Consider the following 14,270-nt stretch of genomic DNA (forward strand, 5'->3'; position numbering starts at 1 on the left):
CCTTGCCCTGCTGCAGCGCCTGGCATACGCTTGGCGACGCTCGAGCCCAAGTCCCTGGCCCGCCCTCCCCCCACGCAAGGAACCCCCATGCTCCAAATGCGCCCCAACTGCGAATGCTGCAACAAGGACCTGCCGCCCGACACCACTGACGCGCGCATCTGCACGTTCGAGTGCACCTTCTGCAGTGACTGCACTGGCACCCGACTGGGCCATGTCTGCCCCAACTGCGGCGGCGATCTGGTGCAGCGCCCTCGGCGGCCTGCCTCCAAGCTCGCCCAGTACCCCGCGTCCACCGAGCGCGTCCTGAAGCCCCAGGGCTGTGGGTTGATGGCATGACGCTCGCTACCCTGCTCGTCTTTTCGCTGGTGGCCTTGGTGGCGATTGCCACGCCGGGGCCCACCGTGCTGCTGGCGCTGGCCAACGGCTCGCGGTACGGAGTGCGCCGGTCGCTGCCCGGCATGCTGGGCGCGGTCGTGTCGGACCTTGTGCTGGTGGGTGCCGTGGCCCTGGGCTTGGACGCGCTGCTGGCAGCGTCGGAGTTCTGGTTCTCGGTGGTGAAGTGGCTGGGTGCGGCGTATCTGGCCTGGCTCGGTGTGCGCCTTCTGCGCTCACAGAGCGGCCTCGACATGGCGCAAGCCGGTGGCGATGCGCCAGGCACTGCAGCCACGCCGCGCGGCATCTTTGTGCGCTCGTTTCTGGTGGCCGTCACCAACCCAAAAGGCTATCTTTTCTGCTCGGCGCTGCTGCCGCAGTTCATCGACGCCGACGCGCCGCAATGGCCGCAGTACACCGCCATCGCGGTGGTGTTTGCGGGCCTCGACTTTGTGGTGATGCTGGCCTATGCGGTGATTGGCGCGCGCGCCGTCAAGCTGCTGCGCCGCCGCGCCGTGTTGTGGCTGGACCGCTGCTGCGGCGGTGCCCTGCTGGCGCTGGCTGGCTCGCTGGCCCTGTACCGCAGGGCTTAGCACCATGCCGGTGGCACGGCCCGAGGCCGGTGTGCGGCCGCAGCATAGGCCCTAAGGCCATACAAAAAGGCCTGCACAGCGCAGGCCCGTTCTGAGCGCGTGGCAGGCCGTCAATGCGCAGAGGACTTGCCCCGCACGCGCTGCACCAGCTTGACGCCCACCAGCACCAGGCCGCCAGCGATGATGCCGACCACCGCGTTAAGCAGATTGGGCACCAGCACGCCCCACAGCCAGCCCACGGGCCACTGCGCAGCGGCCGCGCCCGCGCCATCGACCGCATGGTGCAGGGCCGGAACACCGTGCACCAGGATGCCGCCACCCACCAGGAACATCGCCGCCGTGCCCGCGATGGAAAGGCCCTTCATGAGCCAGGGCGCGGCACGCAGGATGCCCGTGCCCACGGCCTTCGCCACACTGCTGGCCTTGTTGCTGAGCCACAGGCCCAGGTCATCGAGCTTGACGATGCCGGCCACCAGCCCGTACACGCCAATCGTCATGATGACGGCGATGCCCGACAGCACAGCCACCTGCTGGGTGAAAGGCGCCGTGGCCACGGTGCCCAGGGTGATGGCGATGATTTCTGCCGAGAGGATGAAGTCGGTGCGCACCGCACCCTTGATCTTGTCCTTCTCAAAAGCCACCAGGTCCACCGCGGGGTTGGCGTTGGCCTGCACATGGCTTTCATGCTCTGCAGCGTCTTCGTGCGGCGCGTGCAGCAGCTTGTGCGCCACCTTCTCGAAGCCTTCAAAACACAAAAAGGCACCGCCAATCATCAGCAGCGGCGTGACAGCCCAGGGCGCGAACGCGCTGATGAGCAGTGCCGTGGGCACGAGGATGACCTTGTTGATCATCGACCCCTTGGCCACGGCCCACACCACGGGGATTTCGCGCTCGGCGCGCACGCCGGCCACCTGCTGGGCATTGAGCGCGAGGTCGTCGCCGAGCACGCCCGCCGTTTTTTGCGCGGCCACCTTGGTCATCACCGACACATCGTCAGCCATGGCAGCACTTTTTTTGGCTGCCACCTTGGTCATCAAGGCCACGTCGTCCAGGATCGTGGCGATATCGTCGAGCAGGGCCAGCAAGCTGCCAGAGGCCATGGGTAATCCTTGAAGAAATTGGTTTTGGTTGGGTTGGCCAGCGGGTCGCACGGCGCCGCGGCGCCCGCACAAGGCCGCCGGGGGCGCGGGCGTTTCGCACCGCCGCTGTGGGCTGCACTATAGCAACGCGGTGCAGCCCACAGCCGCGTCGTCGGCAATTGCAGGCATACAGGCCGCCGGGCGCAATGCTCGGGCTTGCATGGGCGGGCACTTCGCGGCAAGGCGCATACTCGCCGCTTCACCCCACCACTAGAGAGGGTCCCTGCAAGCCAGCGCTTGGACGGGCTTCGCGCCCCGCCATGCCAGGCTATCTCACCAAGCAGGAAGACATCGCCATCGCCGGCGTTGCCGACCTGGTCATCCGTTCGCTGCTGGACAAGCAGCAATTCAGCGACCCCGAGGGTGCCGCGGAGGCCCTGGGCATCTCATCGGCCGCGTGGCCGCTGTTCGGCCTTCTGTGGCCTTCGGGTGCGCAGCTGGCGCAACGCATGGCCAACCGGCCTTTGCAGACCGGAGAGCGCGTGCTGGAAATCGGCTGCGGCCTGGGCCTGTCCAGCCTGGTGTGCCACCGCCGCGGCGTGGACGTCACCGCCAGCGACTGCCATCCGATGGCCCAGCAGTTCCTTCAGGAAAACACGCGCCTCAACGGTCTGTCGCCACTGCAGTACCGGACCGGGCACTGGGGTGCAGACGACCACGGACATGGCAAGTCCGGTGCCGTGCAGGGCCGCTTCGACCTGATCATGGGCAGCGACGTGCTGTACGAACGCGATGCGCGCGCATCGCTCGCGGCCTTCCTGGACCGCCATGCCGGCAACGGCGCCCAGATCTGGATCGTGGACCCGAACCGGGGCAATCGATCCACCTTCCACAAGCAGATGGCCGTGCACCGGTTCGAAGTGGTCGAAGAGCGGCTGGACCACCCTGCAGTGGATACCGCACCCGCCTACAAGGGGCGACTGTTGGTGTACCAGCGGCCGGTGCTGGACTGAAGTCCGGCTGACGCTACCCGCAGGACGCTTTAATTGGCGCAATGCTGCGGGCCCGGACTCGGCCCCATGAGTAGGCCAAGGATCCGGCGGCAGGTCAGGGGCACGAAGCCCCGGCCGGCTGGACTGCACCAGCCAGCGTCGCCTGCACCCGCCAGGCCGGAGCGCTCACCCAGCGCTCACCTCACCCACTTGCGCGCATTGCGCCAGATGCGCATCCACGGGCTCAACTCGCTGTGGTCGCCGCTGGTCCAGCTCATCTGCACGTTGCGGAACACGCGCTCGGGGTGCGGCATGATGGCCGTGAAGCGGCCGTCCGCCGTGGTCACGCCGGTCAGGCCGCCGGTGCTGCCGTTCGGGTTGAACGGGTACTGCTCGGTGGCTGCGCCGTGGTTGTCCACGAAGCGCATCGCGCCAATCGCCTGCGCCGCGTTGCCGCGGAACTTGAAATTGGCATAGCCCTCGCCGTGCGCCACGGCAATCGGCAGGCGGCTGCCCGCCATGCCGGCAAAGAACAGGCTGGGGGATTCCAGCACTTCGACCATCGACAGGCGGGCTTCGAAGCGCTCGCTCTGGTTGGTGGTGAAGCGCGGCCAGTCCTGCGCACCGGGAATGATGTCGGCCAGCTCGGCAAACATCTGGCAACCGTTGCACACGCCCAGGCCGAAGGTGTCCGTGCGGCCGAAGAAGCCCTGGAACTGCGCGGACAGCACTGGGTTGAAGGTGATCGAGCGCGCCCAGCCGATGCCGGCGCCCAGCGTGTCGCCGTAGCTGAAGCCGCCGCAGGCGACCACGCCCTTGAAGTCTTCGAGCTTGACGCGGCCGGTCTGCAGGTCGGTCATGTGCACGTCGTACGCCTCGAAGCCCGCCTCGGTGAAGGTGTAGGCCATCTCTATGTGCGAGTTGACGCCCTGCTCTCGCAGGATCGCGACCCGGGGTTTGGCCAGGTTCAGGAACGGCGCCGCCACGTTGTCGGCCGCGTCGAACGTGAGGTGCACGTGCATGCCGGGGTCGGTGGCCTCGCCCGCGGTGGCGTGCTCGGCATCGGCGTTGGCGGGGTTGTCGCGCTGCTGGCAGATCTTCCAGCTGACGGCGTCCCACACCTGGTGCAGGTCGGTGAGCTTGGCGCTGAACACGGCCTTGGCGTCGCGCCAGACCTGCAGCTCGCCCTTGCCGGCGTCGATGGTGGACGATTGCGGCCGGGTCTTGCCGACGAAGTGGCTGAATTTGGACAGGCCGTGCTCGCGCAGCACCTGCATCACCTCGTTGCGCTCTGCGGTGCGCACCTGCAGCACCACGCCCAGCTCTTCGTTGAACAGGGCCTTGAGCGTGAGTTCTTCGCGGCGTGCGCTGACCTGCTGCGCCCAGTTCTTGGCGTCGCCGGTTTCCATGCGGCTGTCGCTGATGCCGTCGCCTTCGGTGACCAGCAGGTCCACGTTGAGCGACACGCCCACGTGGCCGGCAAAGGCCATCTCGGCCGCGGCCGCCAGCAGGCCGCCGTCGCTGCGGTCGTGGTAGGCCAGGATGCGGCCCTGGGCACGCAGCGCGTTCACGGCATTGACGGTGTTGACCAGGTCCTGCGGGTCGTCCAGGTCGGGCACCACGTCGCCGCTTTGCTCCAGCGTCTGGCCCAGGATGCTGCCAGCCATGCGGTTCTGGCCCTTGCCCAGATCGATCAGCACCAGGGTGGTGTCGTCCTCCTGGGCGTTGAGCTGGGGCGTGAGCGTGCCGCGCACGTCGGAGAGCGAGGCGAACGCGCTCACGATCAGGCTGACGGGGGACGTGACCTTCTTCTTGTCTGTACCTTCAGACCACTGCGTGCGCATCGACAGGCTGTCCTTGCCCACGGGGATGGACACGCCCAGCGCCGGACACAGCTCCATGCCCACGGCCTTCACGGTCTCGTACAGCGCGGCGTCTTCGCCGGGCTCGCCACACGCAGCCATCCAGTTGGCCGACAGCTTCACACGCGGCAGCTCGATGGGTGCAGCCAGCAGGTTGGTGATGGCCTCCGCCACTGCCATGCGGCCGGACGCGGGCGCATTGATGGCCGCCAGCGGGGTGCGCTCGCCCATGCTCATCGCTTCGCCGGCAAAGCCTTTGTAATCGGCCAGCGTCACCGCGCAGTCCGCCACCGGCACTTGCCAGGGGCCGACCATCTGGTCGCGGTGCGACAGGCCGCCCACGGTGCGGTCGCCGATGGTGATGAGGAAGCGCTTGGACGCCACCGTGGGGTGGGCCAGCACGTCGATCACGGCCTTTTGCAGCGGCACGCCGTTGAGGTCCATGGGCGCGAACTGGCGCTGCACGGTGGCCACGTCGCGGTGCATCTTGGGCGGCTTGCCCAGCAGCACGTTCATGGGCATGTCCACCGGCAGCTTCTGGTCGCCCGCGACCACGGCGGTGTCTTCCAGCACCAATTGGCGCTCTTCGGTGGCCGTGCCAATTACGGCGAAGGGGCAGCGCTCGCGTTCGCAAAACGCCTTGAACAGCGGCAGCGACTCGGGCGCGATGGCCAGCACGTAGCGCTCCTGGCTTTCGTTGCTCCAGATTTCCTTGGGTGCCATGCCCGATTCTTCGAGCGGCACAGCGCGCAGGTCGAAGCGTGCGCCGCGGCCGGCGTCGTTCGTCAACTCGGGGAAAGCGTTGGACAGGCCGCCCGCACCCACGTCGTGGATGGCGAGGATGGGGTTGGCAGCGCCCTGAGCCCAGCAGTGGTTGATGACCTCTTGCGCGCGGCGCTCGATCTCCGGGTTGCCGCGCTGCACGGAATCAAAGTCGAGTTCGGCCGCATTGGTGCCGCTGGCCATGGAGCTGGCAGCACTGCCGCCCATGCCGATGCGCATGCCGGGGCCGCCCAGCTGGATCAGCAGCGAACCCGCGGGGAATTCGATCTTGGTCGTCAGGCCCGCGTCGATCACACCCACGCCGCCGGCGATCATGATGGGCTTGTGGTAGCCGCGCTGCACGCCGGCGACTTCCTGCTCGTATTCGCGGAAGTACCCGGCCAGGTTGGGGCGGCCGAATTCGTTGTTGAACGCTGCGCCGCCCAGGGGTCCTTCGACCATGATCTGCAGCGGGCTGGCGATGTGCTCGGGCTTGCCCACGGTGCTGCCCCAGAGCTTGGACACGGTGAAGCCGGTGAGGCCCGCCTTAGGCTTGGAGCCCCGGCCGGTGGCGCCTTCGTCACGGATCTCGCCGCCTGCGCCGGTCGATGCGCCCGGGAAGGGCGAAATGGCGGTAGGGTGATTGTGCGTTTCCACCTTCATCAGCACGTGCTGGGTCGCGCTACTCTTTTGATAGCTGGTAGCGCTTATGGAATCAGCGCTGGAGGCCATTTTGGCTACAAATCGCTCGACTTCGCCGCCTTCCATGACCGACGCGTTGTCCGAATACGCGATCACCGTGTGCTGGGGCGCCAGCTGGTGGGTGTTGCGGATCATGCCGAAGAGCGACTTGTCCTGCGCCACGCCGTCGATGGTGAACTGGGCGTTGAAGATCTTGTGGCGGCAGTGTTCGCTGTTGGCCTGCGCAAACATCATCAACTCCACGTCGGTGGGGTTGCGCGCGAGGCCCGTGAAGGCGTTGACCAGGTAGTCGATCTCGTCCTCGGCCAGGGCCAGGCCGAAGCGGGTGTTGGCGGACTCCAGTGCAGCGCGGCCACCGCCGAGCACGTTGACGTGCTCCATCGGCGCGGGCTGCAGCTCGGTGAACAAGGCTGCTGCGGCGGCGCGGTCGGCCACCACGGATTCGGTCATGCGGTCGTGCAGCAGGGCGGCCACCTGGGCCAGTTGCTCTGCGGTCAACTCGGGCGCGCGGCCCAGCAGACCGGATTTGAGGCTGATGCGGTATTCGGTGATGCGCTCCACCCGGCGCATGGCGATGCCGCAGTTGCGCGCGATGTCGGTGGCTTTGGAGGCCCAGGGCGAGAGCGTGCCCAGGCGGGGCGTGACGAGGATGGCAGCGCCGTCCTCCAGGCCCGTGTAAGGATCGCCGTAGGTGAGCAGGGCCGACAGGCGCTCGTGCTCGGCGGGCGTGGGGGCCGCATCGGTGGCGACCAGGTGCACAAAGCGCGCTGCAATGCCGCTGATCTTGGGGTGGATGGCTTCCAGGGCGGGTTGGAGTTGCTGTGCGCGGAAGGTGCTGAGGGCGTTGCCGCCCGCCAGCGTGGTCATGTGCAAGGTCACTGTAGCGGCCTGTTGGGTGTGAGGGTACGTGGTGGCGCTGACGTGAGGCCCCCGGTTGGTGGGCGGGAGCGACGTGGTCAGCCCGGCATTTTACCGGGCCGCAAAGCCGTGACTGCCGCCGCAAGAGGGCGATGGGATAATTGCGGCATGAGCATCACCATCAAAAGCGCCGCGGACATCGAAGGCATGCGCCTGGCATGCCGCCTGGCCTCCGAAGTGCTGGACTACATCGCCCCGCACATCAAACCCGGCATCACCACCAAAGAGATCGACCGCCTGGGCGCCGAATGCATGGCGCAGCAAGGCACCATCTCAGCCACGGTCGGCTACCAGCCGCCCGGCTACCCGCCCTACCCCGCCTCGCTGTGCACCTCGGTCAACCACGTCGTGTGCCACGGCATCCCCAACGACAAGCCGCTCAAGAAAGGCGACATCGTCAACGTGGACGTCACTGTGATCACCAAGGACGGCTGGTACGGCGACAACAGCCGCATGTACATCATCGGCGAAGGCTCCATTGCCGCCAAGCGCCTGTGCGCGATCACCTTCGAGGCCATGTGGCACGGCATCGTCCAGGTCAAGCCAGGCGCCCACCTGGGCGACATCGGCCACGCCATCCAGAAGTTTGCCGAGGCCCAGGGCTTCTCAATCGTGCGCGAGTTTTGCGGCCACGGCATCGGCAAGAGGTTTCACGAAGAGCCGCAGGTGCTGCACTACGGCCGCCCCGGCACGCTGGAGGAACTGGTGCCCGGCATGGTCTTCACCATCGAGCCCATGATCAACGCCGGCCGCCGCGAGGTGAAGGAATTCGGCAACGACGGCTGGACCATCGTGACCAAGGACCACAGCCTGTCCGCCCAGTGGGAGCACACGGTGCTGGTCACCGAGACGGGCTATGAAGTGATGACGCTGTCGGCCGGCTCGCCGCCGCTGCCCTCCTTCGTGACTGCGACCAAGACCTGACCCTGCGCCGGCCCCTGCCCGCCGGCGCGCACAACTCTTGCATGGCTTTTGGCATGGCCCAACATCATCGCGACACCCGACGACCATGACCGAAATCCATGCATTGCCTGAGGTGCGCCCCTTGGCCGACGTGCATTCCCTGCGGGACGCTTATCGCCGCGACAAGGCCGCGCTGCTGACCGACCTGCAGGCCACGGGTGCCTCGATCCGCGGCATCCGGGGGCTGCTGCGCAAGCTATCCACCCTGGCGGGCGGCCTGCTGCAAACCTTGTGGCAACGCGCCGATCTGCCGGCCGACATGGCACTGGTGGCGGTGGGCGGCTTTGGGCGCGACCAGCTCTTTCCGCATTCGGACGTCGATGTGCTGCTGCTGTTGCCCGACGGCACGGCGCCCGAGGCCGGCAGCGTGCTGCGCGCCCAGCTGGAAGGCTTTATCGGCAGTTGCTGGGATGCGGGGCTGGAGATCGGCTCCAGCGTGCGCACGGTGGCGGAATGCCTGGCCGAAAGCGCGGGCGACGTCACGGTGCAAACCTCGCTGCTCGAGTCGCGCCTGGTGTGTGGCAACGCGGCGCTGTTTGCCGATTTCCAGCGCCAGTACCGCGAGCAGATGGATCCCCAGGCCTTCCTGGTGGCCAAGACGCTGGAGATGCGCCAGCGCCACAACAAGTACGAGAACACGCCTTACTCGCTGGAGCCCAACTGCAAGGAGTCACCCGGCGGACTGCGCGACCTGCAAATGATCCTGTGGGTGTCGCAGGCCGCGGGCCTGGGCCGCAACTGGAAGGAGCTGGCCGCCAGCGGCATGGCAACCGCCTTCGAGGTGCGCCAGATCGAGCGCAACGAGGCCGTGCTGTGCCTCATCCGCGCGCGCCTGCATGTGGCAGCCGGCCGGCATGAGGACCGACTGGTGTTCGACCTGCAGACCGCCGTGGCCGAGTCCTTTGGCTACCGCTCACAGGCACCCGATGGCTCGCGCCTGCCGATGCGTGCCAGTGAAAGCCTGATGCGCCGCTACTACTGGGCGGCCAAGGCGGTGTCGCAGCTCAGCCAGATCTTGCTGCTCAACATCGAGGAGCGGCTGAACCCGTCCACGCACGAACCGCGCCCGATCAACGAGCGGTTCTTTGAAAAAGCCGGACTCATCGAGGTGGCCAGCGACGACCTGTATACGCGCGACCCCCACGCCATCCTCGAGACCTTCTTGCTCTACCAGACCACGGTCGGGCTCAAGGACTTGTCGGCCCGCACGCTGCGCGCGCTGTACAACGCGCGCGGCGTGATGGACGGCGCCTTCCGGCGCGACCCGGTCAACCGCGCCAACTTCATGCGCATCCTGCAGCAACCGTCGGGCATCACGCATGCGATGCGGCTCATGAACCAGACCTCGGTGCTGGGGCGCTACCTGTGGGTGTTTCGCGGCATCGTGGGGCAGATGCAGCACGACCTGTTCCACGTGTACACCGTGGACCAGCACATCCTGATGGTGCTGCGCAATGTGCGCCGCTTCTTCATGGCCGAGCATGCGCACGAGTACCCCTTCTGCTCGCAGCTGGCCGGTGGCTGGGACAAGCCGTGGATTCTGTACATCGCCGCACTCTTTCATGACATCGGCAAAGGCCGTGGCGGCGACCATTCACAGATCGGCGCCGTGGAAGTGCGGCACTTCTGCCGCCAGCACGGCGTGGACCGGGAGGACGCCAAGCTCATCGAGTTCCTGGTGAGCGAACATCTCTCGATGAGCCGCATCGCCCAGAAGGAAGACCTGAGCGATCCGGATGTCATCGCCGCCTTCGCACTGCGGGTAGGCAACGAGCGCTATCTCACCGCGCTGTACCTGCTCACCGTGGCCGACATCCGGGGCACCAGCCCCAAGGTGTGGAATGCCTGGAAGGGCAAGCTGCTGGAAGACCTGTACCGCGCTACCTTGCGCACCTTGGGCGGCCGCGCGCCCGACGCCGCTGCCGAGATCGAGGCCCGCAAGCGCGAGGCCCTGGTGCTGCTGGCACTGAGCGCCTTGCCCTTTGAAGCGCACAAGGCGCTGTGGGCCACGCTGGATGTGAGCTATTTCATGCGCCACGAGGCGGCCGATATCGCCTGGCACACACGGCACCTGTCGCGGCACGTGGGCGCGGCCAAGCCCGTGGTGCGTGCGCGCCAGTCGCTCGCGGGCGATGGCCTGCAGGTGATGGTGTACGCGGCCGACCAGGCCGACCTGTTCGCGCGCATCTGTGGCTACTTCGACCGCGCGGGTTTTTCCATCCTGGACGCGCGCGTGCACACCGCCAACAACGGCTACGCGCTCGACACCTTCCAGGTGGTGGCCTCGTCGCAACCGGGGCACTACCGCGAGCTCACGCATATGGTCGAAAGCGACCTGGTGCGGGTGATCGAAGCTGGGGGCCCGTTGCCGGAGCCGACGCGTCGACGGGTTTCTCGCCGGGTGAAGAGTTTTCCGGTGGCGCCGCGCGTGACGCTGCGGCCCGACGAAAAGGCGCAGCGCTGGCTGCTGGCCATCTCTGCCAGCGACCGCGCAGGCCTGCTCTACTTGGTGGCACGCATCCTGGCGCAGCACCACCTGAGCGTGCAGTTGGCCAAGGTCAGCACGCTGGGCGAGCGGGTGGAAGACACCTTCCTCGTGCAGGGGCCGGAGCTGCAGAACAACGCGCGGCAGATCCAGATCGAGACGGAACTGCTGCGCGAGCTGTCGGACTGAAGAGCGGTGTGGCGGGGGCAGCGCTGCTGTGCCCCGTCCTGCCCGGGCTTCAGCGGTGCAGCAATGCGACGGACTGAATGCTATTATTTTTATAGCGATAAGCGCTTATAGATTAAGCGCTAGCGGCCATTTCTATCTAATTTTGATGCTGTGGCGCACTCAAGCAGCGGGTCATTCGCCGCTGCAGACAACCGGCGCCGGGGAGATGCCGCATCGCCCGCCGCCGACCGCCCGAGCGCAATGCTCAGTCGTCTTCCGTGGCGCTGATGTCAGGGAACAGCACCTCGGTAAAGCCGAACTGCGTGAAATCGCGCACCCGCATCGGGTAGAGCTTGCCCACCAGATGGTCGCACTCGTGCTGCACCACCCGCGCGTGAAACCCGTCCACCGTGCGATCAATCGGATCGCCATAGGGGTCGAACCCCGTGTACCGGATGCGCGACCACCGCGGCACCTTGCCCCGCAGGCCTGGCACCGACAGGCAACCCTCCCAGTCTTCCTCTTCCTCGTCGCCCAGCGGCGTGATCACGGGGTTGAGCAGCACCGTGGGCGGCACCTGCGGCCGGTCTGGATAGCGGGGATTGCGCTCATTGGAGCCAAAAATCACGAGCTGCAGGTCGACCCCGATCTGTGGTGCGGCGAGGCCCGCGCCGTTGACGGCGCGCATGGTGTCGAACATGTCGCGCACCAGCAGATGCAAGGCGTCGGTATCGAATTCGGTGACGGGCTGGGCAATGCGCAGCAGGCGCGGGTCGCCCATTTTCAGAATGCTGTGTACGGTCATCTTCGTGGTGTGTGATGTGGGGCCGCGAGGGTCGAATGCACAGCATAGCGCGGCGGTCACCGGCGCCCCCCCGTGCGACCTGCGACCTGCGACCTGCGACCTGCGACCTGCGACCTGTGGCATGTGGCAAGTGGCATGTGGCATGTGGATCATGCAAGCCGTGGGCTCGGGCGACAATCGCGCCATGGCCACCACGCCCACTGACCCCGCAGATCCTGCTGGCGCCGATCAACCGCCCTTGCGCCCATTGCCCTGGCCCGTGCGGTGGCTGCTGCTGGGGTTCGCGGTGCTGTGTCTCGTGATGGGCGTCATCGGCGTGATCGTGCCGGGTCTTCCCACCACCGTGTTCATCCTGATGGCCGCGTGGGCCGCGGCACGCAGCTCGCAACGGCTGTACCGATGGCTCTGGAACCACCGGCTGTTCGGCCCACTGTTGCGCAACTGGGCACAGGGCGGCAAGGTCAGCCGCCGCGCCAAATGGAGCGCAGCCCTCTTCATGGCCGCCAGCGCAGCTATCTTGTGGATGGGTGGCGCACGCACCTGGGTGGCTGTCGTCGCCTCGGCATGCATGGCCTGCGTGCTGGTCTGGCTGTGGCTCAGACCCGAGCCCTGAGTGCGCGCCGGTCTGTGCCGCGTGCACGCTCATCGGTGCGGCGGAGGTACTCCACGCAGGCCCGCTTGAGTATTCAAATCACTATTTTTGTGTATATAATCTAAGTCTTGTTCCTCGATAGCTCAGTTGGTAGAGCGCCGGACTGTTAATCCGTAGGTCCCTGGTTCGAGCCCAGGTCGAGGAGCCAAAATTTACAGGCCCTGCATGTGTACGCGGGGCCTTTCAGTTAGTCAATTGTCAGTACCGATCATTCCTCGATAGCTCAGTCGGTAGAGCGCCGGACTGTTAATCCGTAGGTCCCTGGTTCGAGCCCAGGTCGAGGAGCCAAACAAAAGCCCACCATGTCCTTCATGGTGGGCTTTTTTGTTGACGCGCAGACCCTCGATGCGCTGCTGCACCACATGCCGGACAATGGCAGGTATCCCGCCTCTGCCGCCCCACACATGTCCCCGCAACTGCCCTGGCTGGAACCCGACGACACCCTGCCCCATCCCGAACAGGCCTGGGGCCCGGCAGACCCGGCGCCGGGTCTGCTGGCCGCCGGTGGCGCACTGGACGTGGCGCACCTACGAGCAGCCTACGCGCAAGGCACCTTCCCTTGGTATGGCCCGGGGCAACCCATCCTTTGGTGGGCACCCGATCCGCGCATGGTGCTGCCGGTGGCCGAGTTCAAATTGCACCGTTCGCTGCGCAAGACTCTGCAGGCTTTCCGTGCCGCCCCACATTCAGAAATTCGCGTTGACCACGCCTTTGACGACGTCATCACCGCCTGCGCAAACAAGGAGCGCGACGGCCAGGCTGGCACCTGGATCGTGCCCGAGATGGTGGCGGCCTACTCGCAGCTGCACGCAGCGGGCTATGCACACAGCGTCGAGACCTGGATCGACGGGCGTCTCGTCGGCGGGCTCTACTGCGTTGCCATCGGCCGGGCCGTGTTCGGCGAGTCGATGTTCGCCCACGCTACCGACGCCTCCAAAATCGCGTTGTCGGCGCTGGTAGCGATGTGCCGCCATCACCAAGTGGCGCTCATCGACTGCCAGCAGAACACCCGCCACCTGGCTTCGCTGGGCGGCCGCGAGATTCCGCGCAGCACATTCCTCGCGCACATCCGGCAGGCCCAGGCATTACCCCCTCCTGCGTGGACATTTGACCCCGTATACTGGAACGAGCTGCTGCCCTCCACCGCCTCCACGGCATGACGCAACTCAACGACCTCCCGCTGCAGACCCTGCAGTTCTATGCGACGGCCCCCTACCCCTGCAGCTATCTGCCGGACAGGCAAGCGCGCTCGCAGGTCGCCACCCCCAGCCACTTGATCCAGAGCGATGTGTACTCCGACCTGGTGGCCAAGGGTTTCCGCCGCAGCGGCATGTTTACGTACCGCCCGTATTGCGACGGCTGCCACGCCTGCACCCCCCTGAGGGTGTTGGTCAACGAATTCCAGCCCGACCGCAGCCAGCGCCGCTCCACGGTGCGACATGGCAACCTCCACGCACGCGTACTGCGACTGTGTTTTGTGCCGGAGCACTACCAGCTGTATTTGCGCTACCAAAACGGCCGCCATGCAGGCGGGGGCATGGACCATGACAGCATCGACCAGTACACGCAGTTCTTGCTGCAAAGCCGGGTGAACTCCCGCCTTGTGGAGTTCCGCGAGCTGGATGCCCATGGCGAGCCCGGCACGCTCAAGATGGTGTCTATCCTCGATGTGCTCGACGACGGCTTGTCGGCGGTCTATACGTTCTACGAACCTGAGCCGCACTGCAGCTATGGCACCTACAACGTGATGTGGCAGATCGCCCAGGCCCGGTCCTTGGGCTTGCCACACGTGTACCTGGGTTACTGGATCGAAGCCAGCCCCAAGATGAATTACAAGGCCCGCTTCTCACCCCACGAGATCCGCACGGGCGGGCAATGGCAACGGGCTGCCCCGGCAGCCACGCAGACCGGCTGAAG

Annotated in this window: 11 protein-coding genes and 2 tRNA genes; 10 read left to right on the plus strand and 3 right to left on the minus strand. The window is 66.4% G+C overall.

Going from position 1 to position 14,270, the window contains the following annotated elements:
* The first annotated feature begins 87 nt into the window (after positions 1-87).
* Positions 88-336 (plus strand): DUF1272 domain-containing protein, encoded by a 249-nt coding sequence (locus tag ACSQ3Q_RS15080; RefSeq protein ID WP_436135169.1) that lies wholly within the window; start codon positions 88-90, stop codon positions 334-336.
* The gene (locus ACSQ3Q_RS15085) at positions 333-965 is read left to right on the plus strand and encodes a LysE family translocator (protein ID WP_436135170.1); all 633 of its coding nucleotides are present in this window, start codon (positions 333-335) and stop codon (positions 963-965) included. The genes ACSQ3Q_RS15080 and ACSQ3Q_RS15085 overlap by 4 nt, the downstream gene beginning before the upstream one ends.
* 110 nt (positions 966-1,075) lie before the next feature.
* On the opposite strand, the gene ACSQ3Q_RS15090 is transcribed toward ACSQ3Q_RS15085, so the two are convergent.
* Positions 1,076-2,065 carry a DUF808 domain-containing protein gene (locus ACSQ3Q_RS15090; protein ID WP_436135171.1) on the minus strand — a complete coding sequence of 330 codons (990 nt, stop codon included), beginning with the start codon at positions 2,063-2,065 and terminating at the stop codon, positions 1,076-1,078.
* Positions 2,066-2,364: 299 nt separating this feature from the next.
* Here ACSQ3Q_RS15090 and ACSQ3Q_RS15095 point away from each other — a divergent pair, with 299 nt between their 5' ends.
* Positions 2,365-3,057: a class I SAM-dependent methyltransferase gene (locus tag ACSQ3Q_RS15095; protein ID WP_436135172.1), complete on the plus strand. Its 693-nt coding sequence runs from the start codon at positions 2,365-2,367 to the stop codon at positions 3,055-3,057.
* A gap of 176 nt (positions 3,058-3,233) precedes the next feature.
* On the opposite strand, the gene purL is transcribed toward ACSQ3Q_RS15095, so the two are convergent.
* Positions 3,234-7,241, minus strand: a complete 4,008-nt coding sequence (gene purL / locus ACSQ3Q_RS15100; protein ID WP_436135173.1) for a phosphoribosylformylglycinamidine synthase — start codon at positions 7,239-7,241, stop codon at positions 3,234-3,236.
* 147 nt (positions 7,242-7,388) lie between these two features.
* On the opposite strand from purL, the gene map reads away from it, so the two are divergent.
* Both map and ACSQ3Q_RS15110 read left to right on the plus strand, forming a co-directional pair.
* Positions 7,389-8,204 (plus strand): type I methionyl aminopeptidase, encoded by an 816-nt coding sequence (gene map / locus ACSQ3Q_RS15105; protein ID WP_436135174.1) that lies wholly within the window; start codon positions 7,389-7,391, stop codon positions 8,202-8,204.
* 85 nt (positions 8,205-8,289) lie between these two features.
* Positions 8,290-10,917, plus strand: coding sequence for a [protein-PII] uridylyltransferase (locus tag ACSQ3Q_RS15110; protein ID WP_436135175.1), 2,628 nt, complete (start codon positions 8,290-8,292; stop codon positions 10,915-10,917).
* Between the two features lie 244 nt (positions 10,918-11,161).
* Here ACSQ3Q_RS15110 and def read toward each other — a convergent pair whose 3' ends face one another.
* A complete protein-coding gene (def, locus tag ACSQ3Q_RS15115) occupies positions 11,162-11,701 on the minus strand; it encodes a peptide deformylase (RefSeq protein WP_436135176.1) in 540 nt (179 codons plus the stop codon).
* Positions 11,702-11,885: 184 nt separating this feature from the next.
* Here def and ACSQ3Q_RS15120 point away from each other — a divergent pair, with 184 nt between their 5' ends.
* From ACSQ3Q_RS15120 to ACSQ3Q_RS15140, 5 genes are all read left to right on the plus strand, one after another.
* Positions 11,886-12,314, plus strand: a complete 429-nt coding sequence (locus tag ACSQ3Q_RS15120; protein WP_436137009.1) for a YbaN family protein — start codon at positions 11,886-11,888, stop codon at positions 12,312-12,314.
* Between the two features lie 111 nt (positions 12,315-12,425).
* Positions 12,426-12,501 (plus strand) — tRNA-Asn (locus ACSQ3Q_RS15125).
* 64 nt (positions 12,502-12,565) lie between these two features.
* Positions 12,566-12,641, plus strand: a tRNA-Asn gene (locus ACSQ3Q_RS15130).
* 116 nt (positions 12,642-12,757) lie between these two features.
* On the plus strand, positions 12,758-13,513 hold the full coding sequence (aat, locus tag ACSQ3Q_RS15135) for a leucyl/phenylalanyl-tRNA--protein transferase (RefSeq protein WP_436137010.1): 756 nt from the start codon (positions 12,758-12,760) through the stop codon (positions 13,511-13,513).
* The gene (locus tag ACSQ3Q_RS15140) at positions 13,510-14,268 is read left to right on the plus strand and encodes an arginyltransferase (RefSeq protein WP_436135177.1); all 759 of its coding nucleotides are present in this window, start codon (positions 13,510-13,512) and stop codon (positions 14,266-14,268) included. Before aat ends, ACSQ3Q_RS15140 begins: the two co-directional genes overlap by 4 nt.
* Positions 14,269-14,270: the final 2 nt, after the last annotated feature.

Source organism: Acidovorax sp. LjRoot129, assembly GCF_964253765.1.
In the GTDB taxonomy this organism is placed as follows: domain Bacteria; phylum Pseudomonadota; class Gammaproteobacteria; order Burkholderiales; family Burkholderiaceae_C; genus Acidovorax.